The 23,969-nt window shown below is 70.5% G+C and carries 20 protein-coding genes; 4 read left to right on the plus strand and 16 right to left on the minus strand.

All coding sequences use genetic code 11. From position 1 onward, the window contains the following. Positions 1-642: 642 nt before the first annotated feature. Entirely contained in the window at positions 643-1,635 is a 993-nt protein-coding gene (locus ACFWXO_RS24750) for an IS481 family transposase (protein WP_380526006.1), read from the plus strand. An 808-nt stretch (positions 1,636-2,443) separates the two neighbouring features. On the opposite strand, the gene ACFWXO_RS24755 is transcribed toward ACFWXO_RS24750, so the two are convergent. The 11 genes from ACFWXO_RS24755 to ACFWXO_RS24805 all read right to left on the minus strand — a co-directional run bounded on the left by ACFWXO_RS24755 (position 2,444) and on the right by ACFWXO_RS24805 (position 13,669). Further along, positions 2,444-3,550, minus strand: a complete 1,107-nt coding sequence (locus tag ACFWXO_RS24755; protein WP_380526008.1) for an acyltransferase family protein — start codon at positions 3,548-3,550, stop codon at positions 2,444-2,446. 138 nt (positions 3,551-3,688) lie between these two features. Beyond that, on the minus strand, positions 3,689-4,573 hold the full coding sequence (locus ACFWXO_RS24760) for a universal stress protein (RefSeq protein ID WP_380526010.1): 885 nt from the start codon (positions 4,571-4,573) through the stop codon (positions 3,689-3,691). Positions 4,574-4,770: 197 nt separating this feature from the next. Next, positions 4,771-6,114, minus strand: a complete 1,344-nt coding sequence (locus ACFWXO_RS24765; protein WP_380526012.1) for a hypothetical protein — start codon at positions 6,112-6,114, stop codon at positions 4,771-4,773. Continuing rightward, positions 6,107-7,255 carry a transaldolase gene (gene tal, locus ACFWXO_RS24770; protein ID WP_380526014.1) on the minus strand — a complete coding sequence of 383 codons (1,149 nt, stop codon included), beginning with the start codon at positions 7,253-7,255 and terminating at the stop codon, positions 6,107-6,109. Before tal ends, ACFWXO_RS24765 begins: the two co-directional genes overlap by 8 nt. 169 nt (positions 7,256-7,424) lie before the next feature. Continuing rightward, positions 7,425-8,108 carry a DsbA family protein gene (locus ACFWXO_RS24775; RefSeq protein WP_380526016.1) on the minus strand — a complete coding sequence of 228 codons (684 nt, stop codon included), beginning with the start codon at positions 8,106-8,108 and terminating at the stop codon, positions 7,425-7,427. Continuing rightward, positions 8,105-9,085 carry an alpha/beta hydrolase gene (locus tag ACFWXO_RS24780; RefSeq protein WP_380526017.1) on the minus strand — a complete coding sequence of 327 codons (981 nt, stop codon included), beginning with the start codon at positions 9,083-9,085 and terminating at the stop codon, positions 8,105-8,107. Before ACFWXO_RS24780 ends, ACFWXO_RS24775 begins: the two co-directional genes overlap by 4 nt. Beyond that, positions 9,082-9,585, minus strand: coding sequence for an OsmC family protein (locus tag ACFWXO_RS24785; protein WP_380526019.1), 504 nt, complete (start codon positions 9,583-9,585; stop codon positions 9,082-9,084). Before ACFWXO_RS24785 ends, ACFWXO_RS24780 begins: the two co-directional genes overlap by 4 nt. A gap of 51 nt (positions 9,586-9,636) precedes the next feature. Then, a complete protein-coding gene (locus tag ACFWXO_RS24790; protein WP_380526021.1) occupies positions 9,637-10,428 on the minus strand; it encodes an alpha/beta hydrolase family protein in 792 nt (263 codons plus the stop codon). A 73-nt stretch (positions 10,429-10,501) separates the two neighbouring features. Continuing rightward, on the minus strand, positions 10,502-11,077 hold the full coding sequence (locus tag ACFWXO_RS24795; protein WP_380526022.1) for an NADPH-dependent FMN reductase: 576 nt from the start codon (positions 11,075-11,077) through the stop codon (positions 10,502-10,504). Between the two features lie 136 nt (positions 11,078-11,213). Next, positions 11,214-12,671: a benzaldehyde dehydrogenase gene (locus ACFWXO_RS24800; protein ID WP_380526024.1), complete on the minus strand. Its 1,458-nt coding sequence runs from the start codon at positions 12,669-12,671 to the stop codon at positions 11,214-11,216. A gap of 167 nt (positions 12,672-12,838) precedes the next feature. Beyond that, positions 12,839-13,669 (minus strand): alpha/beta fold hydrolase, encoded by an 831-nt coding sequence (locus ACFWXO_RS24805; RefSeq protein WP_380526026.1) that lies wholly within the window; start codon positions 13,667-13,669, stop codon positions 12,839-12,841. Positions 13,670-13,904: 235 nt separating this feature from the next. On the opposite strand from ACFWXO_RS24805, the gene ACFWXO_RS24810 reads away from it, so the two are divergent. Beyond that, positions 13,905-14,600: a TetR/AcrR family transcriptional regulator gene (locus ACFWXO_RS24810; RefSeq protein ID WP_380526028.1), complete on the plus strand. Its 696-nt coding sequence runs from the start codon at positions 13,905-13,907 to the stop codon at positions 14,598-14,600. Positions 14,601-14,723: 123 nt separating this feature from the next. Here the strand turns inward: ACFWXO_RS24810 and ACFWXO_RS24815 are convergent, their stop codons facing one another. Both ACFWXO_RS24815 and ACFWXO_RS24820 read right to left on the minus strand, forming a co-directional pair. Continuing rightward, positions 14,724-15,452 (minus strand): alpha/beta fold hydrolase, encoded by a 729-nt coding sequence (locus tag ACFWXO_RS24815; protein ID WP_380526030.1) that lies wholly within the window; start codon positions 15,450-15,452, stop codon positions 14,724-14,726. A gap of 1 nt (position 15,453) precedes the next feature. After that, complete coding sequence (locus ACFWXO_RS24820) at positions 15,454-15,726, minus strand: hypothetical protein (protein ID WP_380526032.1); 273 nt, start codon at positions 15,724-15,726, stop codon at positions 15,454-15,456. Positions 15,727-16,175: 449 nt separating this feature from the next. On the opposite strand from ACFWXO_RS24820, the gene ACFWXO_RS24825 reads away from it, so the two are divergent. Together ACFWXO_RS24825 and ACFWXO_RS24830 are read left to right on the plus strand one after the other, a co-directional pair. After that, a complete protein-coding gene (locus tag ACFWXO_RS24825; protein WP_380526033.1) occupies positions 16,176-19,610 on the plus strand; it encodes a BTAD domain-containing putative transcriptional regulator in 3,435 nt (1,144 codons plus the stop codon). A 252-nt stretch (positions 19,611-19,862) separates the two neighbouring features. Then, a complete protein-coding gene (locus tag ACFWXO_RS24830; RefSeq protein ID WP_380526035.1) occupies positions 19,863-20,762 on the plus strand; it encodes a SigB/SigF/SigG family RNA polymerase sigma factor in 900 nt (299 codons plus the stop codon). A gap of 104 nt (positions 20,763-20,866) precedes the next feature. Here ACFWXO_RS24830 and pcaC read toward each other — a convergent pair whose 3' ends face one another. From pcaC to ACFWXO_RS24845, 3 genes are all read right to left on the minus strand, one after another. Continuing rightward, complete coding sequence (pcaC, locus tag ACFWXO_RS24835) at positions 20,867-22,057, minus strand: 4-carboxymuconolactone decarboxylase (RefSeq protein WP_380526037.1); 1,191 nt, start codon at positions 22,055-22,057, stop codon at positions 20,867-20,869. A gap of 42 nt (positions 22,058-22,099) precedes the next feature. Beyond that, entirely contained in the window at positions 22,100-23,521 is a 1,422-nt protein-coding gene (pcaB, locus tag ACFWXO_RS24840) for a 3-carboxy-cis,cis-muconate cycloisomerase (protein ID WP_380526039.1), read from the minus strand. Next, positions 23,508-23,969 (minus strand): protocatechuate 3,4-dioxygenase subunit alpha (locus ACFWXO_RS24845; RefSeq protein ID WP_380526041.1); only part of this gene is annotated, 462 nt, incomplete at its 5' end. The genes pcaB and ACFWXO_RS24845, both read right to left, overlap by 14 nt.

Genomic DNA, 23,969 nt, shown 5'->3' on the forward strand with positions numbered 1-23,969 from the left:
TCCTATGCGCCGACCGCGCAGTGATCACCCGAACGAGCCCAATGCGTGCGGAGTTTCGAGCGGCAGCCGTGCCCCTCGGTTTGGGAAACGCTTCTAAGAGGTGACGACCATGGGCACCGTGCCCGTTCCATCCGACCCCGACGTCATCCCGGTTCCGCCGCCCGAACCGCCGCAACCGCCCGCCCCGCCCCAACCGGTGGAGCCGCCCGCCCCGCCCTAGCCGGTCGAACCCCCGGTGCCACCCGACCCGCCCACGCCACCGGACTCGCCCACGCCGCCCGGCTCGCCGCAGCCACCCCCCGAACCGTTGGCCCCACCCGGTCCAGCTGAACCCGCCCCTGAGCCCGCCGCGCCGGAGCTTTCACGGCCCCGCACACCAGAGCCCCTGACTGACCGGGGCGGCGAAGACGCCGAGCAGTGACCGGGCCCTCGGCGTCCAGACCTGCGTTTGTGCTACTCACCAGGGCCGTCATCTGCCGGGTCAAGGGCGGCTACTGGTTGCGGATGTCGGGCATGTCGGACAGAGCCTGCTCCTCAGCGGCACGCGCAGAAATATCTGCACCAAGCAAGAAGCCGAGCGGTGTGGTACAAAACTGCCGGACGTTGGTTACACATGGGTCTCCGACCATGACGGAGATTGCCATGCCCCCTTCGCCGCAACAGCAGCAGGACCGCCAGGCCCAGCGGCGCCTGGCGGTCCTGAGACACGCCGAGGAAGTCACCGGGAACGTCTCGCTGACCTGCCGGTACTACGGAATCAGCCGCAACTGCTTCTACAAATGGCAGCGGCGCTACCAGGAGGAAGGCATCGAGGGCCTGCGCGACCGCTCCAGCGCGCCGCACCACAGCCCGAACGCCACCGACGCCGACATCGTGAACAAGATCGTCTATCTGCGGCAGAACTACCACTTCGGTCCGATGAAGATCCAGATGTACCTCAAGCGGTACCACGACATCGACATCGCCTGCTCCGCCGTCTACCGCATCCTCAAGCGGCTGGGCCTGAACCGCCTGCCGGCGTCCCAGCGCTACAAGCGCCACGACCAGCGTCACACGCGGTACGAGAAGCAGCTGCCCGGCAACCGGGTCCAGATCGACGTCAAGTTCATCGAGCCGATCGGCGTCCCGACGCAGACGGCATCACCGGAACCTGTCCCGGTCACCGGCAAGGCCCCCAAGGTCCGCCGCCGGGCCAAGTACTACCAGTTCACCGCGATCGACGACTGCACCCGTCTGCGCGTTCTGCGGATCTACCCGCGGTGCGACCAGAAGACCGCCGTCCAGTTTCTGGACTACGTCCTGGAGCGGCTGCCGTTCCGCGTCGAGGTCATCCAGACCGACAACGGCGCCGAGTTCCAGTCCGCCTTCCACTGGCACGTGCTCGACAAGGGCATCGCCCACACCTACATCAAGCCGGCCTCCCCGCACCTCAACGGCAAGGTCGAACGCTCACACAGCATCGACGCCGAGGAGTTCTACCGCATGCTCGCCGGTGTCGTCATCGACGACACCGGCGCCCTCAACGAGAAGCTCCGAGAATGGGAGGACTACTACAACTTCCACCGCCCACACGGCGCTCTCGGCGGCCAGACCCCCTATGAACGCCTCAAGCAGAAGACCGAGAGTCACGTGTAACCGAGCTCCGGCAGATGCACACGCGACGATGCCTATCACCGGGCACAGTTCAGTCCTCGCCGCCGCCGGCGGCCATGGTGGAAGGGCCGGACACGATGAACAGAGCAGTACGAGCCAGGATCGCGCACCGAACCGGACGCCCGCGAGTCCGCCGCCCAGCGCCCGTGCGGCGACGCCGCCTTGCGCGCGAACACCGCAGGGTGAAATGTGCGCGGATCGCCGCCCGGCTCCTGGGAGAGCTGATCGGCGGAATCCTCGGATCCTGACAGCACACGCAGCCGATTCCCGCCCCCGGCGCACTTGCGCAGACCTAACCTGTCCCGGCACATGGGGTGAAGCCCGACGCCTGGGCGGCGGGTGGCCCCTCCTGGACCAGGGCTCGGATGGCAGCGGGCCGGGCGCCGAGCCGGCGCCCGTGAACCGGGGTGTCGTCAAAGATCCCGGGCCGGATCGGGCTCGCCGAGGGTGCGGGCGTGGTGGGGGCGGGTCGCCGCCCGCCCCAGGACGTTCATGCTCCTCGGCGTATTCAACCCGACCCGCGCCACCCTCACCGCCCCGCGACAGGACGTGCTCTTCTGACCACGGGCGCGGCCGCTCGCGGGGGTACCAGGCCAATCGCGAACTGTGGTGGAGAAGGTGAAGGGGCGCGGTGTGCACTGCGCGCCCGGCGAAAGGCAGCGATGACGAACGTCGCGGACCGTGACCGGCTCGTCCGACCATCAACCGCGGACGCCTTCGAAGCGCCGAGCTGGAGGCCTATGCCGCCGCTTTGCTGTAGAGCTGGGTCGGTGCCACTGGCCGCGAAAGCCTACGAGGCGAAGCGACGCACGAGGGGTCTCTCGACGTACCGGTAGACGGCCAGCGACATCGTCACGGCCGCGGCGATCAGGGACAGGGCGATGGCGAAGCCCACCCATGGCGGAAGGCCTGGTCGGATGCCGATGAGGTGGCGGACGGTCATCATCAGGGGCCAGTGGGTGATGTACAGCGCATAGGACGCCTCGCCCAGGGCGAGCAGCGTCGGACTGGGCAGGCGGCCGGCGCGGCCGGCGAGGTCGGCCTGGGCAATCCTGGCGATGACAGCGGCCATGGCGGGTGCCGTCGCCGTGGCCAGCGCGTACTGCGCGGGCAGGAACGGGAGGGCTGCGAAGAAGGCCACGAGGAAGGTGCCGATCGGTAGCCGACCGATGTTCCGCCAGGTGCCGGTCTGGATCATGCGGGCGGTGAGGATGCCGAGGAGAAATTCCAGCAGCCTCACGGGTGGGAAGACGTAGATGAACCACAGGCTGTTCTCGTTGACCGGAAGCCAGTCGAACAGCACGGGCCCGGGGACGAGCGTGGACGCCAGTGGCATCACCAGGATCGCCGCTGCCAGGAGCGGCCACACGATCTGCAGCTGACGCACCGGGATCCTCCGGGCGGCAACAATGAGGACCGGGAAGAGTGCGTAGAAGAACGCTTCGCACGAGATCGACCAGGCGGGGGTGTTGAAGCCGGTGTAGAGGTCGGCGTCCGGTACCCAGTCCTGGATGAGGAGCAGGTTCGCCACGGCCGTGCCCGGCCCGTGCGACGGTGGCACGGTCATCGGTACCGGCGCTGAGGTGAGAGCGAAGAACGCGGCGGTCGCGCCCCATCCGAGCAGGTGGTTGGGGATGATCTTCCACCACCGGCGACGCCAGAACGCCCGTGCCCGTTCGCCGGGCCGGTGGACCCACGTCAGCAGGAATCCGGACAGAACGAAGAAGCCGCTCACTGCGCCGGTGGCGAGAGGCTCGCCCGCGCCGAGTGCCTTCTGCAGGGAGCCGCTGAAAAATCCCGACACGTATGTCACGTGGTACCAGACCACGGCAATGGCGAGGACGAACCTCAGTCCCGTCAATGACGGCAGGCGGCTGGATAAAGGCTGGTCAGGCATGTCGTATCTCGACTCCTGGGGACACGGGTGGCCCCGCCAACCGCCTCCGTGCGGAGGGGACGACTGGCAAGGGGGTTGCGGGATGCTGCGTTGGACATGTAGGTGGAGCCGACCTCGCGTTGCGTGTGCGGGCGGGGTTCAGGGGTGTGGGATGACGGCGGTGGGGACCTTCGAGTGGTGAATCACGGCGTGGGCCACGGGGCCGATGTGCAGGCCCAGCCGGGTCCGGCGGGCGCGTCGCCCGATGACCAGGAGTGAGGCGTGGGCGGAAGCGGTGATCAGAGTGTGGGCCGCTCCGCCGGTCTGAATGTCCTCGGTGACGTCGATCTCGGGGAACCGCTCCCGCCAGTCGGCGACGGCATTGCCCAGCAGCTCGGTCTCCAGGGCGCCGAACTCCTTCAGCAGCTCGGTCTCCGGAGGTAGCCAGCCCGCGTAGCCGTAGCTCGACGGCAGGTCCCAACCGTGCAGGACCCGTAGTCGGGCACCGGTCAGCGCGGCCTCGCGGAAGGCGAATTCGAGTACGGCGTCAGCCGGGGTGTGGGTGTCGAGTCCGACGACGATCTCGCGCACGGGCGTGCTGTCCGGCCAGACGACCTCGTCCGTCTCTTCCGCGCGGATCAGGATCGTCGGGATCTCCGTGCGTGCCACGGTCCCGAGGCCGACCGAGCCGACGAGCAGTCCGCGGAAGCCACCGAGTCCACGGGTGCCGAGAACCAGCAGGTCGCCCTCCGCCGCGGCGGTGGCGAGTTCGTCGGCGACGGCTTCACCGGGGATCAGGGCGGATTTGATGTCCAGGTCCGGGTGACGACCGTGGGCGAAGACGGTCAGCTCGGCCAGCATGCGCTGGACTGCGGCGTGGGGGGTGGTCTGCTCGTCCTTGGCCTCTGGAGCTTTGTCGAGCGCGGGCCCGACGTGAATCAGCCGCAACGGCGTGCCTCGTCTGACGGCCTCATCCGCCGCCCAGAGTGCTGCGGAGCGGCTGCGGAACGAGCCGTCGACTGCGGCGAGAACGGGACGTGCCATGGTCAGGTCTCCCTGCGTGGTGGGTCCGGTGAGGCGTAGCTCCGATACCGAGCTACGCGGAAATGGCCTTCGAGCCAGCTTCGGTGACGGGATGCCAGGCCCTGCTGAAGCGGACCGGTCGGCGACCGGTGGTCCGGTCGGTTGGTGCGGGTGGGATTCTGTCTGCGGCGAAGTCGCTGCGGTTCGCCCCGATCGGACTAGGAACGCCCTCGTCCGAGGTCGCAGACCATTGCCCTTCCGTCGGCTGCGGTGAGCACGACATCGGCCAGCTCCGTGCCCTCGCCGCGCGTGTGGACGGCGTCCGCGCGGCGGCCCGTTGCTCGGATGCCGCCGCCGGCCCTGATGGCGTCCAACTCGCCGTCGACCGTCACCGTGGTGAGGTCATCGCCGGAGGTTGCGATCCGTCCGCCGACCGTGACGCGGCCGATCCGTCCGCCTTGCTTGATGCTGAGGGCGGTGGCCTGGAGCTGGACCTGTTCGCCGCGCACAAGGCTGGTGCCGGTGCCACCCGAGGTCGTCAGGTCGCCGCGGACGTCCAGCTGCGGCAGGTCGCGGCTGACCTGGATGCCGATGGCTCCATCGCCGGTGGTGGCGATGCTGTCGAAGGAGGCGTGCCGCAGAGTGCCGTCGTAGAAGTTGAAGCCACGTGCGCCGGTGCCGTGGGTGGTGATCGGGGCCCGGACGTCGAGCCGGTCCAGGTCACCGAAGTTTACGAAGCCGATGCCGCTCGGCCCGTAGGTGGTGATCGTGGCGGTGGCGGTCCAGGACCGTGCCCGTCCCCAGTTGTCGAGTGCCATGTCGTTGGCGCCGTGGGTGGTGATGGTGCCGGTGTTGAGCACCTCGTCGACCACGGCGCCGAAGGAGAGGAAGACGGCGCCGCTGATCAGGTCGGGCGTGCCGGGCCGGATGCCGCCGTCGGTGTGGATCTGCCCGGTGCGCAGGGTCGTGACTCGGGTGGTGCCGCCGGGGACGGCGGCGTCCTGGTCGGCGTGTCCGCCGAGGAAGATGCCGCTGCCGCGGACCGGGTGAGTGGCGCTGCCGGCGCTGATGTCGAGCAGTTCGGCGGTGATCTCGGTGCCAGGGTCGGGTTGCTGGTTCCAGAGGGTGAACGCCCCTTGGAGGGTGTCGACGCCGAAGCCGTGCGGGCTGTCGGTTCGGCCGCGCAGGTCGGCGGCCTCGACGGTCAGGTCTTCGACGTGAACGTGGCCGGAGCGGACGGCGTCGCGGGCGAGGAGCAGTACCTGTCCGCTGGTGCGCACGCGTCGCAGTGTGAGGGTGCCGAGGGTGGTAACCGTGGTGTCGTTGAGGATGGCCGTCTCGTGCTCGGGGGTGCGGATCGTCACGTCTTCCAGGGTGTTGCCCTGGGTCAGGCGTACGCCCTTGGCGCCGAACTCGATGGTGCCGCCGCGCAGCCGGGTGCCAGGTGGCAGTGTGAGCATCGGCATGCCGCAGATCACGGTGTCGACGTGGATGGCCGGTGCGCATTCGTGGATGGCGGCGGCGAGTTGGGCGGCCGTGGACACGTGCTGCCACTCAGTCACGGTGGCCTCCTGCCTGGCGGGTGCCGGCGGTGGTGAGGCGTATGAGTGCGGCGGTGGTGGAGTCGAGCAGGTCGTTCCAGGACCGGGCGAACTTCTCGACGCCTTCGTCTTCGAGGAGTTGGACGACGTCTTCGTAGGAGATGCCGAGCCGGCCGAGAGTGTCGAGGTCGGCACGGGCCTGTTCGTAGGTGCCGCTGATGGTGTCGCCGGTGATGTGTCCGTGGTCGGCGACCGCCTGCAGGGTGTCCTCCCGCATGGTGTTGACGATTCCCGGTGCGACGAGTTCGTCGACGTACATGGTGTCCTTGTAGGCGGGGTCCTTGACGCTGGTGGAGGCCCAGAGGGGTCGCTGCCGGTTGGCGCCGGCCTTCTCCAGCTGCGTCCACCGTTCGCCGGCGACGAATTCCCGGTAGGCCTGGTAGGCGAGACGCGTATTGGCCACGGCGGCCTTTCCTCGGGCCTGTCGAGCGGCAGGGGTGCCCAGGGCCTTCAGGCGCATGTCGACTTCGGTGTCCATACGGGAGACGAAGAACGATGCCACCGAGTGGATCCCGGACACGTTCAGGCCGGCGGCCCTGGCCTTCTCGATACCGGCGCAGTAGGCGTTCAGGACCTCGCGGTAACGGCTGATGGAGAAGATCAGGGTGACGTTGACGCTGATGCCGGATGCGATCACCTCGGTGATCGCGGGCAGGCCCGCCTTGGTGGCCGGGATCTTGATGAGGACGTTCGGGCGCGCCACGAGGTGGGCCAGTTGCCTGGCTTCGGCGATGGTGGCCCGGGCGTTGTGGGCCAGGCGCGGGTCGACCTCGATGGAGACGTGGCCGTCGCGGCCGCCGGTGGTGTCGAAGACGGGGCGAAGGATGTCGGCGGCGTCGCGGACATCCGCCGTGGTGACAAGGCGGATGGCCTCTTCGGCGGTGACATCGAGGTTGAGGGCGGCGAGTTCGGCGAGCTCGTTGTCGTATTGGTCGCCGTGGGCGATGGCCGTCTGGAAGATGGACGGGTTGGTGGTGACACCCGTGACGTGGCGGCGGTGCACGAGGTCGGCGAGGTTGCCGGAGGTGATGCGGGCGCGGGACAGGTCGTCCAGCCAGATCGCGACGGATTCGTCGGCCAGGCGTTTGAGGTTGTCGGTCATGAGGCTGCATCTCCTGGTGGGGGTCCCGGTCGGCCGAGCCGGGGCGTTTGGGCGGTTGGGCGGACCCCGGGGCGGCGGGGAAGACGGGGCGCTACCCCGGGGAGGTTCGCGCGGAGCAGGCCAAGGCCCTGCGGGGGCTTGGTGGTGAGGTGCTCGGGCGCCGGCTGGGTCAGATCGCGCAGCCGTCGGCCGTGCAGGCGCCGGTGTCGGGAGTGGGAGGTGTGCCCTGGGCCGCGACGTCTTCGAGAACCTTGCGGAAGGTGGCGGTGGACTGCGCACCACGCACGGCGAGGCGGCCGTCGAACACGAAGGACGGCACTGCCCGGACGCCGATCCGGTCCGCGTGGCGCATCTCGGCCTTGACCTCTTCGGTGCCGGTGTCGCCGGCGAGGGCGGACCTCACCTTGTCGGGGTCCATCCCCGCCTGCTGGGCGAGTGCGACGAGGGTGTCCAGGTCGGCCACATTGCCGCCGTCTGCGAGGTAGGTTCGCATGAGCGCGTGCTTGACCACGTGCTGGACGCTCGCGTCGTAGTCGCGTTCGGCGAGCCACACGAGTCGGTGTGCGGGCAGGGTGTTGACCGCGAGTGCCCGCTCCAGGTCGAAGTGGAGCCCTTCCTCGGTGGCCACGTCGGCGGTCTGCGCGTGATCGTCGCGGAAGGCGGCGCCGCCACGGGCGAGGTAGTAGTCGAGGAGCGGCTGCGGCTCGTACGGCATGTCCGGGTTGAGCTGGTAGGGGCGGTAGGACACTTCGACATCGGCCTTGCCCGGGAACTCCTCCAGGGCTCGTTCGAACCGGACCTGTCCGATGTAGCACCACGGGCAGGCGATGTCGCTGAAGATCTCGACCTTCATGTGCTTGTCCTCCCTTGTCTCTGCTGCTGTGGGTTATTGAGGTGCTCGGCGACGAGGCCGATGAGGTTGGCCTGGACCGCCGGGTTGGTCTTCGTGGCCAGCCACAGGAGGTGGAAGGCTCCTTCGAGGCGCCGCTGCCGGACGGGAACCCCGGCGGTGGCCATGGCTTGGGCGTACTGCTCGCCCTCGTCGCGCAGAGGGTCGAGTCCGGCGGTCACCACGAGTGCCGGGGGAAGGCCGGTGAGGTCCGGGGCCAGCGCCGGGGCGGCGCGGGGGTCGCTGCGGTCCTGCGGGTCGGGCACGTACTGGTCGGCGAACCAGGCGAGCAGCTCGGTGGTGAGGTAGGGGCCGTCGTCGAATTGACGGCGGCTCACGGTGTCGGCCTGTGGCGGGTACAGGGTATGCGGGACGATCAACACCTGAGTGGCGAGGGCCGCTCCGCCGGTGCGGGTCAGCCGGGCCGTGACGGCGGCCAGGGTGGCTCCCGCGCTGTCCCCGGCGACCGACAGCTTCTCCGGATCGATGCCGAACTGCGATGCGTGGGCAGCGACGTAGCAGGCCGCGGCCTCCGCGTCGTCGACGGCGGCCGGGAACGGGTGCTCGGGGGCGAGGCGGTAGTCGACCGACACCACCACATGCCCGGTGCCGGTGGCCAGGGCTCGCAGGAAGCCGTCGTGGCTGTGGTCGCCGTGGATGACGAACCCGCCGCCGTGGAAGTACACCAGCCCCGGCTGCGGCCCCGTGTCGAGGACCGGCCGGTAGACCGTCAACGGGATCGGGCCGCCGGGCCCGGGCATCGTGGTGGTCGTCACCTCGGCCACGGGTGGCGGCGGTCCGATCACCGCGGTGAGGGCGGAACCGGCCCGCGCCTGTGCCGCGCTGGTGGGCGGGTGACCGCTGTTGCCGTGCGCGGCGATGACGGCGAGCGCGGCGCGGGTGTCCGCCGTGTAGTCCGGCACCGCAGGCTCGGCGGTCACGGCTGGTCCGGGGCTTCGGTGGTGCTGATGACCGCACCGGCGGTCAGGGTTCGGTGCACGGGGCAGTGCTCGGCGATCTCCATCAGGCGCCTGCGCTGGTCGGCGTCGAGGTCGCCGTCGAGGCGAATTCTCCGGGTGATCCGGGAGACGAGGGCGCCCGGGTTGCCGTTGTCGCACTCGGCGCGGTCTGCGGCGTGGACACGCTCGTGGCGCAGGGAGACGGTCACCTGGTCGAGGGGCCAGCCTTTGCGGTCGGCGTACATGCGCACCGTCATGGAGGTGCAGCTGCCGAGGGCGGCGAGGAGCAGGTCGTAGGGGCCGGGTCCGGTGTCCTGGCCGTCGGGTTGGGGCTCGTCGGCGGCCAGGAGGTGCCGGCCGGCTCTGACCGACTGGCCGTAGGGCCGGACTCCGTTCTCGGCCACGACGACGAGTCCGCGCTCCAGTCTTCCGAGGCCGGCGGACAAAGTGGTCACCGGTGGGGTGGTGGCGTGTTCGGTCATGACGGTGTCTCCATGGGTTCGTCGGGGTGGCGGGGTGTCACCTGGTCGCCGTCACGCCTTGGCGGACGCGGCCGGACCGGGTCGGGTGTAGCGGGTGGCCCAGGCGGCGAGGACTGCGGCGATGTACTCAGCGTCCGCACGCTCACTGAGCAGGTGGTCGGCCCCTGGCAGGGTGACGTAGGACTTGGGGTGGCGGGCGGTCTGGAAAATCTGCCGTGCGTTGTCGACGCTGACGGTCCGGTCGATCGGTGAGTGCATGACGAGCAGGGCCGCGTTCAGGGTGCGGATGCGCATGGCCTGGGGCTGGGCGAGGAGGTCGTCGATGAACTGCCGGCGGATACGGAAGAGCCGGCCCGCCAGGCCGACGTCCGCTTCGCCGTGCCGGGTGATCTCCGCCTGCTGGGGTGCGAATTGGCGGACCACGTGGCGGGGTTCGGCCGGGGTTCCGATCGTCGCGACCGCCCTCACCTCGGGGATGCAGTGGGTGGCGGCGATCACGGCGGCGCCGCCCAGCGAGTGCCCGATGAGCAGGGACGGGGCCCGGTGGTTCTCGCGGAGGTGGTCGGCGGCGCGGACGACATCGGCGACGTCGGAGCTGAAGGTGCTGTCGGCGAAGTCGCCGCCGGAGTGGCCGAGGCCGGTGAAGTCGAAGCGCAGCACCGCGAGGCCGTACGCGGTGAGGGCTTTGGAGATGCGGGCCGCGGCGTGGCTGTCCTTGCTGCAGGTGAAGCAGTGCGCGAACACCGCGTACGCCGTCGGGGTGCCCGCGGGCAGTTCGAGGGTCGCCGCCAGTGGCGCTCCCTGGGAGCCCGGGAACGTGAGGTTGCTGCTGGGCCTGGTCACCGCCGTCCTCCTTCTTCGTGGTCTCGGCCCTGGACGCCGGCCTGCCTGTGCGGCGGGCGGCGCGGGTGGGCTGTCAGAAGGCGTGGGCCGGGGCGTTGACCTCGGCCAGGACGACGAGTTCGGCCAGCAGGGCGCGCAGCAGGCTCTCGGTGATGTCGTCGCCGGTGAAGTTGCCGTCTGCGTCGAAGCGGTGGTGGGACTGGAAGACGGTGACCTCCGGGTGGGAGACCACCGGGGTCTGGACGCGGTGGAGGATCTGGCGCAGGACGAGCTGGCCGCGGGCGGTGCCGAACTGGGAGGGGGAGGCGCCGAGGATGGCGGTGGGCTTGCCGCGCAGCGCGTGCTGGCCGGCGGGGCGGGAGAGCCAGTCGAGGGCGTTCATCAGGACGCCGGGGATGGCGGAGTTGTACTCGGGGGTGGCGATGATGACGCCGTCGGCCTCCCGCACGCGGCGGCGCAGGTCGGCGACCGCGGCGGGTTCGGGGCCGCTTTCGAGGTCCTGGTCGAAGTAGGGCAGGGTGCCGAGTCCGTCGTAGAGGTCGATGGTGACGTCGGCCGGGGCGAGGGTCTGGACGGTGCGCAGCAGGCCGGTGTTGTGGGAGGTGCGGCGCAGGCTGCCGGAGATGGCGAGGAAGGTCAGGTCGGACATCGCGGGGGTGCTCTTTCGGTGGCTGCGGGAGGGCGGGGTGGGGCCGGCCCGGCACCGCGGTCGGTGCGGGGCCGGCCTGTGGTCCGCGGTGGCGTGCGCCTTGCAGGGCGACGACGTGGGCCCGTGGACGGCTAGGTCACATCGGGTAGACGGGCTGGTGGGCGCGGACGGTGATCCAGCGGGTCTCGGTGAAGGCCTCGATGTTGGCCTCGCCGCCGAAGCGGGCGCCGGTGCCGGACCAGCCGACGCCGCCGAAGGGGATGAGGGCGTCGTCGTTGATGGTCTGGTCGTTGATGTGCACGAGGCCGCTCGGGATGCGCTCGGCCAGGTCCAGGCCGGCCATGACGTCACGGGTGAGGATGGCGAGGGAGAGGCCGTACTGGTCGTCGGCGGCGAGCTGCGCGGCCTCGTCCACGGTGGTGAAGGTGCGGATCGGGACGACGGGGCCGAAGACCTCGTCGGCGTAGGCGGGTGCGTCGTCGGGGACGTCGACGAGGACGGTGGGGCGGTAGAAGAGGTTGTCGTAGGTGCCGCCGGCCAGCACGCGGGCGCCGGCTTCGATGCTGGCGGTGACCTGGGAGTGGATGAGGTCGCGCTGGTGGGCGTTGATGAGGGGGCCGAGGTCGACGTCGGAGGCGGCGGGGTCGCCGACGGTGAGCTGCTCGGCCTTCGCGGCGAGGCTGGCGGTGAACTCCTCGGCGATGTCGGCGTGGACGAGGATGCGGCCGGTGGCCATGCAGACCTGGCCCTGGTTGAAGAAGGAGCCCCACGCGACCGTGGACACGGCGCGGTCCAGGTCGGCGTCCGGGAGCACGATCATCGCGTTGTTGCCGCCGAGTTCGAGGTGGGCGCGCTTGACGCCGCGGGCGGCGGCTTCGCCGACCTTGCGGCCGGCGCCGGTGGAGCCGGTGAAGGAGATGACGCGCACGTGCGGGTCGTCGACCAGCGCGGCGCCGGCGGCGCCGTCGCCGGGGACCATGGTGAGGACGCCCTGCGGCAGGCCTGCCTCTTCGAAGATCCGCATAATGATGACGCCGCCGGACACGGCGGTGCGGGGATCGGGCTTGAGGACGACGGTGTTGCCGAGCGCGAGGGCCGGGGCGACGGAGCGAATCGCCAGGATGAGGGGCACGTTGAAGGGCGAGATGACGCCGACGACGCCGGCGGGCATCCGGCGGGTCATGCTCAGGCGCGGCTCTGTGGAGGGCATGACCTGTCCGATCGGGTGCGAGCAGAGCACGGCGGCCTCGTAGCACTCCTGCTCGGCCTGGTCGGTCTCGAAGACGGCCCGGGCGCGGGTGCTGCCGCTCTCGCGGATCAGCCAGTCCTGGATCTCGGGCGCGGTGGCGGCGAACAGTTCGGCCGCGCGCCGCAGGATGGCGGCGCGTTCGGTGTGCGAGATGGCGGCCCAGGCGCGCTGGACCTCGGCGGCGCGGGAAGCGGCGCGGGCGATGTCGTTCGCGTCGCCGGAGCCGATGTGCTCCAGGGTCTCTCCGGTCGAGGGGTTTATGACGGCGGTCTTGCCTCCGGCGGCGTCGTGCCAACCGTCGATGTTGATCTTTCCGGACCACAGGACGGGGTCGAACAGGTTCATGGCTTTCCTCGAAATCGTGGTGAGTCCGCTCAGAGGGCGGGACACGTGGTGGTTGAGCGGGCCGGGGACGGCCCGCCCGGTGGCTCGGGGGTCGCGGCCGGGCGGGCCGGGTCCGCGCGGCGGGCCCGGCTACGGGGGTGCCGGTCCTGCCGCGCGGAGTCACAGGGTCAGCGCGTGGCGCGGTACGCCTGCTTGATCACGTCCGTGACCGCGGCGGGGTGGCTGACCATGACGGCGTGGGAGCTGCGGACCTCGGTGACGTGGGCGCCGGCGCGCTTGGCCATGAAGCGCTCCAGACTCGGGGCGATGGCGTGGTCGTTGGTGGCGACCACGGCCCAGGACGGGATCGTCTTCCACGCGGCGTGCTCGGCCGGCTGTCCGAACGCCTCAGCGGCGATGGGTCGCTGGGAGGCGGCCATGAGGGCCGCGGTCTTCGCGTGCACGTCACCGGCGAACGCGTCGGCGAACCTGGCAGGGTCGAGCATGACCTCGGTGCCGGTGATCCCGTCGGGCCGGGTGAACTGGAACACCTGCTGCGGCAGCGGCGGCACGCTCGCGTCCGGGTGCTTCTCCAGCAGCCCGCCAAGCGTCTCGCCCTGGTCAGGTGCGAAGGCGGCGACGTAGACCAGCGCCTTGACGTCGGGGATGTCGGCTGCCGCGTTGGTGATGACGGCGCCGCCGTAGGAGTGGCCGACGAGGATCTTCGGGCCCTTGATGGCCTTGAGCAGACCCTCCAGGTAGGCGGTGTCGTAGTCCAGGCCGCGCAGCGGGTTGGCGATCGCCTGGACCGGGAAGCCCTGGTGGCGCAGCTGGGCGGCGGTGTCGTTCCAGCCTGAGGCGTCGGCGAACGCCCCGTGGACGAGCACCACGGTGGGCTTGGGCGCCGAGGTGCCCTGGTCCTCCGCGACGGCGGGCGACAGGGAGGTGAGGGAGGCGACCACCGCCGCCGCGGTGGCGGCGACTGCGGCGGCACGACCGGTGTGCTTCTCGGTGCTCATGAGATTCCTTGCATGTTTCATGCGGCGCACGCCGCGAATGGATGGCCGGACCGCGTCTGCTTCCGCTCCCGGCATGGGGATGGGCGGCAGCCTTGTATCTGCTGCCCCAGTGGCGCGCTGTCCCGGTGGAACAACCATGCACCACAAGTTTCGTTACAGTCAATTAGTGAAACTAAACTGCTTACTGCGCGACCCGAAACTGGCTAGTGTTGATGCCGACAGGAAGGGACATGCCGTGAGCAGCAAGGACCAGACGACCGCGAGCCGCACACGCCGCCCGCGCCCCAAGGCGGGGACGGAGGCGGCCGCGCCCGAGCAGGAGCGCACACCCCACCCCGGTGGCAGGCCACGGGACCCGGCGATCGAGGGGGCGATCCTCCAGGCCACCCGCAAACGCCTGGCCACCGATGGCTACTCGCGGATGACGATCGGGGACATCGTCGCCGACGCCGGCGTCACCCGCCCGACCCTCTACCGGCGCTGGCCGAACAAGTACGAGCTGGTCGTGGACGCGCTCCACTACGGCCTGCAGCAACGGGAGGCCGCCTTCCCGCCGATAGAGCTGGAGCGGATGACTCCCCTGGAGGCATTCACCGAGGCCGTCCGGCGCCTCGACCCCCGGGCCAACAATGAGCGCGCCATGGCTCTGATCGGCAACTTCATGGGCGAGACCGAGCGCGAACCGGGCCTGTTCGAGCATCTCATCGAGCACGGCAACAAACCGCGCTGCGAGGAACTGCTCCTGACCCTGCGCCATCTCCAGGACAAGGGTGCGGTGCGCCGTGACGTCGACCTCGACACGCTGGTCAGCCTGTGCCTGGGCAGCTACTTCGGTGACTACCTGCGCACCGGCCAGAAGACCCCCCGCGACCTGGCCGACCGCGTGGTGGCCACCATGTGGCCAACGATCAGGACGGACGAGCATGAGTAGCCTCCATCAGGCGGAAAGACCGTGCCGACTCCTGGATGCCGGGCACGTGCGGCAGCCGTGAGACGGCGACGCGAAGCGGGGCCTGCGCACGCCCGGTGCGACGACGCGCGCAGGCATCCGCAGTCAGTCGCCCTCGGCCGCCGCAGTGATCAGGCGGGCGATCTCCTCACTGCGCCCGAACATCGCGGCGTGGCCCGCCGCAACCTCCACCGAGACGGCGCCGATCCGCGCCGCCATCTCCCGCTGCCCCCACGCCGGTACCATCCGGTCCCCCGTGGCGACGGCGAAATAGCACCGCACCGCCTTCCAGCCCGGCGGGCCCGCCTTCTCCGTCAGGGCGGCCAGCGCCACCGGCCGCTGAGATGCCGCCAGCCCGCTCGCGGTCTCCGCGTCGACATCGGGCGCGAACATGGTGCCGAACTGGCTTGGATCGATGAGCAGTTCGATGTTCGGCAGCCCGTCGCACCCGGGGATCTCGCCGGGCGGAACCGGCAACGGCAGCGGCTGGGTGATCCTCGCGGCCGGTCCGCCGTACCTCGCGTCCAGGTCCGAACAACTCTCCCCTTCCTCGGGAACAAACGCCGCGACGAACACCAACGCCGTGACGTCGCCCAGGCCGGCGGCCGCCTCGGAGATCACCGCGCCGCCATAGGAGTGGCCGACCAGGACGACCGGCCCCGGCACGCTGGTCAGCAGACACCGCAGATAGAGGGCGTCATGGCGAAGCCCGCGCAATGGGTTGGCGATGGCCACCACCGGATAGCCGCGCTCCTGCAGGATGCGCGTGACCCCAGCCCAACTGGAAGCGTCGGCGAACGCGCCGTGGACCAGCACGATCGCAGTCCTGTTCATGTCACTGCCTTTCTGGGGATCGGTCGATGAAGATCCGAGCGGACTCGGCCACCTGGTCAATGGGCTTCGATGTCGCGCCTGGAAGTCGCAGGGACGGTGTTCGCCGACGTTCGTCCACGCAAGCGGCGGCATCATCCGGCACAGAAAAGATCGCGGAGCCGACTTCCGGCGCGATGATCACGCCCGCAAGCCCCATCGCGGTCGCGACGAGCATCGCGTTCACCGATGCCGACAAAGGACTCCGCGAAGTACCCGCCCACTCACTGAGGGCCATGCCTGCTCCTTCCCTGCCGCTCGCAGCGCCGACAGCTGATTCACCTGATGGGCAGTGCCCAACGAGGACACTCGACCGGCCGCATTCGCTTCGACTAGCGCTTCCGGATCGCCGGTGAACTACCGGGAGCCCGGTGAGTCCTCGATCACAGGCCCCCGCCACTCGCTACGGGCGAGGCTGGCGACAGGGCTGCGATCCTGGCCGTCGGTCACGCAAAGCGATGCACACACGGCTTGCCTGACGTCCCCTCATGACCGGTGCGTCGTAGCCGTGATCACACTCTCCCCGCGCCACTGAACGCCGACTGAATGCCCGCCGAACGCCTCGGTCGCACGACGACCGCAGGCAACAGCCCGCCCCCGGTTCGCGCCCCTGGACCTCGGCCGGGGCGGCGCAATTTCACAAGATCATCACCGCGACCACTACGCTGACGAAGTTTCGCTACACACATGTCGAAGTTCGGAGGACCCGTGGGTCACATCGAGGCACCCCGGTGCTCGCCCGACGCGGTTCGGTTCACGCTCCTCAGCGGAGTCGAAGCGCACCGCGGCGGCCAGCGGCTGCACCTGGGGCCGCCGCAGCGCAAGGCGGTGCTGTGCGCGCTTGTCTTCCGCCGCCGCCAGTGGGTGTCGGCCCAGAGCCTCCTCGACGCCTTGTACGAGGAATCCGTCCCGGCCAGCGGCATCGGCGTGATCCAGACCCACGTGGCCGGACTACGCCGGGTCCTCGAGCCCGAACGCAAACCGCGCACCCCACCCGCAGTACTGTTGTCCGGCCACGGCGGCTATCAGCTGCAAATCGGCGGCGAGCAGACCGACCTGGGCGAGTTCGACCGCCTGGTCGCCGAAGGCGAACGCTCCCGCGACCGATCCGACTTCACCGGCGCCGAACAGGCCTACGCCCGGGCGCTACGGCTGTACAGCGGCGAACCGCTGGCCGGCATACCCGGCCCCTACGCCGCCATGTGGCAAACGGCCCTGACTGAACGCCACCTGGCCGTCCTGGAAGACAGCCTGGATGTCGCCCTCACCCTGGGCCGGTGCGACGCGGTCATCGACAAGTTGCGGGTGCTGACCACCGAACACCCGCTGCGCGAACGCTCGCGCGCCCTGCTCATGCGCGCCCTGCACCTTCGCGGGCGTCAGTCCGACGCCCTGGAGGTCTATGCCCGGACCCGCCGGCTCCTCGTGGACGAGCTCGGCGTCGAGCCGGGCCACGAACTGCGCACTCTGCACAGCCAGATCCTGTCCGGCCGCGCTCCGGCGGCAGACCTGACAGCACTCCCCGACCCCGTCAGTGCAGCCGCGCCGACCGCCACTCCGAGCACGCCTGGCAAGACCTCCCCCGACCAGCCCCCGCTGACCGACCGTGAGGAGCAACTGGCCACCATCCTCGCGTCGGCCGAACGTGCCGCGGCCGGCGAAGGCGGCCTGGTCACGGTCTCCGGACTCTACGGACACGGCAAGTCCCGGCTCCTCGACGAAACGGCATTCCGCATACCCGGCACACGACGGGTCAACCTCCCGCCGACGACCGCCGCAGACAATGAACCGCTCGGCCTGCTGGCCGACATCCTCGGCAGCCTCGGTCTGCGTCCGGGCGAAGGCGGAGCAACTCTCCAGACCCTGCATGCCGGAAGAACAAACCACGAACTGGCGGACCTGGTCTTCCAATCCCTGGCCGGCAGTGCTGCCGGCCAGCAACTCGTGCTGCTCGTCGACAACGTCACCTTCGTCGACGAGCAGTCGCTCCGGCTCCTCCAGATCCTGGCGCAGCACTTGCGCACCTCACGGGTCCTCCTGGTGCTCGCTCTGGAGGAACAGCCGTGGGATCCGGTGGCAGTCCAGTGGAACGCCGCACTGGAGAAGGCCGCCTCCGCGGTCCTGCACCTGGGCAAGCTCAACGAGTCCGCGATCACCGAACTCGTGGCCGGCCGTCCGGGCGTGGACCGCCCCGAGGAACTCGCCACGAGCATCCACCAGGCTACGGCGGGCATCCCCTTGACCGTCGTCGCGCTGATCACCGATCAGTCGAATCTGCCCGACCCGCAGAACGTTCCGGCGTTTCCACCGGAGGGCCGGTTCACGCGGGCGCTGTCGCAGGTACTGGAGCACTACGAAGCCAAGCGTGCGATGCTGCTGCGGGCTCTGGCCGTGCTGCACGACGACCGGCCGACGCTTGAGGTCATCGCCGCGGCGTGCGAGGAGCCCGTGGCGTCTGTCCGGGACAAGTTCGAGCGCATGGTGACGGTCGGCATGCTGGCCTCGGTCAACCCCCCGCAGTTCCGCCACCCCGTGGTCGCCAACGCCATGCGATGGCTCATCACACCGCAGGAGACCACGCGCTTTCGCGTCGCGGCCGCCCAGCACGCCCGACTCTCCGGGCACAGCGCCCGCCGGATCGCCCACTACCTGGACGACCTCGCCGGCCCGCAGTGGTCCCACTGGACCTCCGTCCTGGTGGAGGCCGCCGATGAGTGCCTGCGTGACAACCTGGTTCAAGAAGCCCTGCGCCACCTCCAGGCCGCCCTGCGGGTCGCCGCCCCCGAGGAGCGCGACACCGTCCTCGTCAAGCTCGGGCAGCTGGAACTGTGGGTGAACCCGGCCGCGTCACTGGCCCACCTCGACGAGGCGCTCAAGACGCAGCGGGCCGCGAAGACGGCCCCCACCGCAGTGATCCCGCTCGCATGGACCATGGCCTCGCACCGCCAGGCCCAGGCCGCGCTCGCGCTCATGGACGAAGTGATCGCCGAGACCGAGCGGCAGTACCCGACGACGGCGAAGGCCATCCGAGCCTCCGCCTGGATGGTCGGTGCGCTCACCCACGAAGGCTGGGCATCGTACGTACAGCGGCTGCGTGCCGAGCAGACGGCCGGCACCGGCGCCCACGACCCCATCGCGGCCGCCGCCCTCACCTGGGATGACGCGTTCAACGTCCGGTGCAGCGTGCAGGAAGCGATGGCCCGCTTCCCCTCAGAGGGCAACGAGGACGGGGCGTGGGGGAATCTGCCTCGGGAGGTGGTCGGCATCCTGACCCACATCGCCGTGTGGGCCGATGACCTCACCCTCGCCGCCCAGCTCAGTGACCAGAACGATGACCGATATTTCGGCACCATCGACATCTACCGGCGCGTCCTGCTTTCGGAGATCCTCATACGCTGCGGCGACTACCAGAGGGCACTGGACGAGTGCGCCCCGGTGGCCGGCCTGCCGCTGGATCAGGTCCCGCGGCGCCCCGCCGCGCTGGTCGCCCAGTACGCCCATGCTCTGCTCGGCCTGGGCCGAGTCGACGAGGCCGAGCAGTGGCTGGACAGTGTGACCGAACACGCGAACCCCGAGGCATGGGAGTGGACGGTCGTGAAGTACGTGCGCGCCCTGATCTGCTCGGCCCGCGGACAGGCTCGCCAGGCCGCCGCACACTTCCTCGACTGCGGCCGGCGCAACGCCGCCTGGGGCCTGAACAACCCCGCCTACATCGCCTGGCGCTCATCCGCCGCGATGGAACTGCTCAAGATCGGCGAACACGAACGCGCCCGCGAACTCGCGGCGGCCGAACTCGCCATCGCGCAGCGCTGGAACACCCCCTTGACCATCGGACGCGCCTGGCGGGCCGTCGCACTGACCTCTCCCGAAGCCGTCACTCTGCCCCTGCTGGAGCAGGCCGTCGGCCACCTGCGCCGCAGCGAGACTCTGATCGAACTCGTCCCCGCCCTCTTGGACCTGGCCCGAACCTGCGTCAAGATCGGCGACACCCGGCGTGCCCGCGAGCTCCTGCTGGAGGCACGCGGCCTTGCCGACCCCCGAGGCATGGCTCTGCTCACCATCCAGATCGACGCCCGACTCGATGAGATCCCCCGGCCCGACGACGCGGTGCCGACACCCTGACGGCGGCGTTGGACCGACGTTGAGACGGGATTCAGCCTGCCCGAACAGGGTGGATCCATGAACCTCCTCACAACGGCGGCCAGGCGCTCGGTTGTCCCACACAAACCGCGTGTCGACGCGCCCATGGAATCGTCCGCCCGCACCACCACCTCGCGCGGGCGGACGAAGGCCCGTCCTCCGAAACCTGGGACGCCGGTGAGTTGCCCCGCGCCAGGCCTCCTGCCCGCCCCCCTGGGCTCCGCCGCTCTCCACATGCAAACCCCGCTCGCCGCCGTCAGCACGCCGAGGCCCGCCTACGGCCCCAGCGCCATGGCATGCGAGCGCCCCGGCGAGCCGGCCGACCTGCCGGAGATGCCCGACCCGTACGCCGTCCGCTATCGCGACGCCCGCGACCTCTCCCGGACCCTGCTGGGTCGGCTGACGGAGCTGGAGAAGGACACCCCGGCCCACTCCCACGTGCGCGGGGCACTGATCGAACTCAACCTCTCCCTCGTCAGGTTCGCCGCCCGCCGCCTCGGCACTCGACCGGAGACATACGAGGAGGTCCTGCAGGTCGGAACAATCGGCCTGATCAACGCCGTCGACCGCTTCGACCCGGCACGAGGCGTGGAGTTCGCCAGCTTTGCGATGCCCACCATCGTCGGCGAGATCAAGCACTTCTTCCGCGACTCCACGTGGGCTGTCCACGTGCCCCGACGCCTCCAGGACCTGCGTTCCACACTGGCCGACGCCCGGGCCCACCTCGAGCAGAACCTCGGACGCACCCCGAGCATGGCAGAACTGGCCGAACACCTCTCGATCGGTCCAGCAGACGTCTCTGATGCGCTCACTGCCGCCAACGCCTCCACCGCCGCCTCGCTTGACGCACTCCTGGACGCCGGGTCCCGACAGGCCGATCTCGAGCGCGGTTTCGGCTTCGACGATGCCCGCTTGCCTTTGGTCGACGAGCTTCTGTCGCTGCGCCCGTTGATCGCCGGCCTCACCGGACGCGAGCGCCTGATCCTTCACTTGCGCTTCATCGAGGAACTGCCCCAGACCGCCATCGCCCAACGCCTCGACATCTCGCAGATGCAGGTCTCCCGACTGCTCTCCCGCATCCTTTCCACCCTGCGCACCGGCCTGATCGGCGAGCAGGCTACGCCCCGCCCCTGAACCGTCCACGGGCTTCGAGAGCAGCGGCAACCGAGTGCCCGTGGAGCCGGGGTTGGCCGGCGACCCGGCTCACTGAGCGTCCACCGCCTCGTCCGGTGTTGCAGTCAGGAGCCGCTGGTGTCGAGCTCGTCGAGGACGTGTCGGGCGATGGCAAAGGCCGTGTTGGCGGCGGGGACACCGCAGTAGACGGCGGTCTGCAGCAGGACCTCGCCGATCTCCTCACAGGTTAGGCCGTTGGTGAGAGCGGCGCGCACGTGCAGGGCCAGCTCCTCGTGGTGGCCTCCGGCGACCATGGCGGTGAGGGTGACGCAGCTGCGGGAGCGTCGGTCCAGGCCCGGCCGGGACCAGATCTCTCCCCAGGCGTAGCGGGTGATGAAGTCCTGGAACTGTGCGGTGAAGTCAGTGGTGCGTGCCACTGCCTGGTCGACGTGGGAGTCGCCTAGGACGGCGCGGCGCACCTGCATGCCTACGGCGTGCCGGTCGGCTGCACCGTCGGCGGAGCCCGCAGTCGTGGCGAAGTGGGCGTGGAGGGCGGCGGTGACAGGGCCGGGTTGTTCGACGCCGGCGAGGTGGGCGGCCTCGCGCACCTCGGTGAGTGCGGCGTCGGGGATGTTGTCGGCGAGTTGTCGGGCGTGGGCCGGTGGGGTGGCCGGGTCCTGGCGTCCCGCAACGACCAGCGTGGGCGCGGTGATCCGCAGGAGATCGTCGCGCAGGTCGTAGTCGGCGAGGGCGTCGCAGCAGGCGGCGTAGCCGGCAGGGTCGGCGGCGGCCAGGTCGGCGAGCAGGGTCGCGCCGTACGGGGTGGCGGCGGTGGCCGGTTCGGCGAACCAGCGGCTGGGGGTGGTGGCGAGCAGCGGTTCGGTGCCTTGCTCGCGGACCAGGCGGGCCCTCTCGTGCCAGGCGGCGGGTTCGCCGAAGTGGGCGGAGGAGCACATAAGGGCGAGGGTGGAGATGCGGTGGGGGTGGTGGATGGCGAGGTGGGCGCCGATGGCGCCGCCGAGTGAGATGCCGGCGTAGTGGAAGGCGGGCCAGCCGTGGTGATCGGCGAGGTCGAGCACGAGTTGTGCGAGATCGGCCACGGTGGTGGCCCCGGGGGCCGGGTTCGGCAGGACGGTGGTGGGCGTGCTGCCGTGGCCGGGCAGGTCGAAGCGGAGCACCCGGTGGGTGCGGGCGAGTGCGTTCAGCTGGGGAGCCCAGACAGCCAGTGAGGTACCCAGCGAGGGGCCGAGGATCAGCGGCGGCGCGTCGGTGGGGCCGTCGAGGTGGTGGTGGAGCAGACGCGGGTGATGACTCACGGGTGTTTCCTTCTGCGGCACGTCGGGGTGCCGGGTGGTGGCTCAGTGCTGCGCGGGCGGGGTACGCAGGGAACGGTCGACGAGGGCGGTGGCGGAACCGAGGTAGTGGGCGGGGTCGGCGAGTTCGGCCAGTCGGCCTTCGGGCAGGGCAAGCCCGGTAAGGGCTGGATCCTGGCGTAGTGCCTGGTAGAGGGGGATGCCCTGTTCGGCGGCGCGGTGGGAGGCGCGGGTGAGGAGGTCCTTGGCCGGTCCGCGTCCGATCAGTGGGGCCAGGGCGATGCCGATCCGCTCGGAGACGATCAGCCCTTCGGTGAGGTCGAGGTGGGTGCGCATCCGCTGCGGCATGACCCGGAGTTGCTCGGCGAGTTCGGCGGCGCCGCGGGCGGCGCCGCCGGTCAGCCTGAGAGCCTCGCGCAGGGTCTGCCATTCGGCGTGCCAGGCGCCGGAGGGTCGCTCGTCCTCGGCAGTCATCGATCCGAGCAGGATCGCGGCGAGCGCCGGTAGCCGGCGGGCAGCTGAGGCGATCAAGGTGGCGTGGACCGGGTTGTTCTTGTGCGGCATGGCCGAGGATGCTCCGCCACTGCCTTCGGTGACCTCGGCGATCTCGGTGCGGGAGAGAACAAGAACGTCGGCGGCGATCTTGCCGAGTGCCCCGGCGGTGAAGGCCAGCGCGGCGCCGAGATCGGCGATCGGGGCGCGCAGGGTGTGCCAGGGCAGTGCGGGCTCGGCGAGCCCGGTCTCGGTGGCGTACTCGGCCAAGAGCCGCAGTCCGATGTCGCCGCCTGCAACGGGAGTCCGGTCGGCTTCGGCGTAGGCATGGAAGGCGGCCAAGGTGCCTGCAGCGCCGCCGAGTTGGACGGGCAGCGATTGCCGGACGGCCTGCAGGCGGGCATCGGCATCGAGGACCAGGGAGCGCCAGCCGGCGACCTTGAGGCCGAAGGTGGTGGGGACGGCGTGCTGGGTGAGGGTGCGGCCGGGCATCGGGGTGTCGCGGTGCTCGGCGGCGATGTGGGCCAGGGCGGCGGCGGTGCGCTCCAGGTCGGCACGCACCGGGGGGAGGGTGCGGTGAGTGACCAGCATGGCGGCGGTGTCGAGAATGTCCTGGCTGGTGGCACCGCGGTGGACGTAGGCGGCCGAGCCCGGATCCCGCATCGCGACGGTCGTGGTGAGGTCGGCCACGAGCGGGATCACCGGATTGCCACCGGAGCCGGCGCGCCGGGCGAGATCCGGCAGGTCGTAGCTGTCGGCGGTGCAGGCCGCGCCGACCGCCCGGGCGGCCCGGGCGGGGGCTAGGCCGACGGTGACCTGGGCGCGGGTGAGGGCCGCCTCCGCGTCCAGCATGGCCTGCAGAAAGGCGGCGTCACCGGTGGCGGTCTCGGCCGCCGAGCCGGCGTATCCCGGGGAGAGCAGGCCGAGGACGGCGCCCGGTGAGGAGTTGCCGGCGCGGTTGTCAGGCGAACTCAAGGAAGACCGTCTCCTCGTCCGGTCCGTCCCCCGCCTGGAGGCGGATGTCGAAGTGGTACACCCCGTCGCGTTCGGCCGTGGCGACCAGGGTTGCCCGGCGCTCGGTGGGCAGTTCGCCGAGCACCGGGTCCGCGGCCAGCGCCGTCACCTGCTCGGGCAGGTAGATACGCGTGTACAGGTGCTGCAGCAGGCCGCGGGCGAAGACGCACACCGCCAGGTAGGGCGTCGCACCGTCGCGGTGGGCACCCGGTGCGAGCGTACGCAGGGTCCAGCCACCGTCGCTGCCTGTGGCGACACGGCCGAAGCCGGTGAAGTCCACACCGGTGCGGCCCAGGACGGCGCCGGTCCCCGGGGCGCGGCGCAGCGACCCGGGGACCCCCGTCAGGCTGCCCTCCGGGGCGGGCGGCCAGGACGACAGGAGCGCGTCGGGGACCGGGGCACCGGCGCC

This window comes from Kitasatospora sp. NPDC059088 (genome assembly GCF_042738155.1).
GTDB lineage: Bacteria > Actinomycetota > Actinomycetes > Streptomycetales > Streptomycetaceae > Kitasatospora.

What these genes read in the sequence shown, in the direction of transcription:
- ACFWXO_RS24750 (WP_380526006.1), top strand. Translation starts at nt 643, where the DNA reads ATGCCCCCTTCGCCGCAACAGCAGCAGGACCGCCAGGCCCAGCGGCGC.
- ACFWXO_RS24755 (WP_380526008.1), bottom strand. Translation starts at nt 3,550, where the DNA reads ATGCCTGACCAGCCTTTATCCAGCCGCCTGCCGTCATTGACGGGACTG.
- ACFWXO_RS24760 (WP_380526010.1), bottom strand. Translation starts at nt 4,573, where the DNA reads ATGGCACGTCCCGTTCTCGCCGCAGTCGACGGCTCGTTCCGCAGCCGC.
- tal (WP_380526014.1), bottom strand. Translation starts at nt 7,255, where the DNA reads ATGACCGACAACCTCAAACGCCTGGCCGACGAATCCGTCGCGATCTGG.
- ACFWXO_RS24775 (WP_380526016.1), bottom strand. Translation starts at nt 8,108, where the DNA reads ATGAAGGTCGAGATCTTCAGCGACATCGCCTGCCCGTGGTGCTACATC.
- ACFWXO_RS24785 (WP_380526019.1), bottom strand. Translation starts at nt 9,585, where the DNA reads ATGACCGAACACGCCACCACCCCACCGGTGACCACTTTGTCCGCCGGC.
- ACFWXO_RS24795 (WP_380526022.1), bottom strand. Translation starts at nt 11,077, where the DNA reads ATGTCCGACCTGACCTTCCTCGCCATCTCCGGCAGCCTGCGCCGCACC.
- ACFWXO_RS24800 (WP_380526024.1), bottom strand. Translation starts at nt 12,671, where the DNA reads ATGAACCTGTTCGACCCCGTCCTGTGGTCCGGAAAGATCAACATCGAC.
- ACFWXO_RS24805 (WP_380526026.1), bottom strand. Translation starts at nt 13,669, where the DNA reads ATGAGCACCGAGAAGCACACCGGTCGTGCCGCCGCAGTCGCCGCCACC.
- ACFWXO_RS24815 (WP_380526030.1), bottom strand. Translation starts at nt 15,452, where the DNA reads ATGAACAGGACTGCGATCGTGCTGGTCCACGGCGCGTTCGCCGACGCT.
- ACFWXO_RS24820 (WP_380526032.1), bottom strand. Translation starts at nt 15,726, where the DNA reads ATGGCCCTCAGTGAGTGGGCGGGTACTTCGCGGAGTCCTTTGTCGGCA.
- ACFWXO_RS24825 (WP_380526033.1), top strand. Translation starts at nt 16,176, where the DNA reads ATGTCGAAGTTCGGAGGACCCGTGGGTCACATCGAGGCACCCCGGTGC.
- ACFWXO_RS24830 (WP_380526035.1), top strand. Translation starts at nt 19,863, where the DNA reads ATGCAAACCCCGCTCGCCGCCGTCAGCACGCCGAGGCCCGCCTACGGC.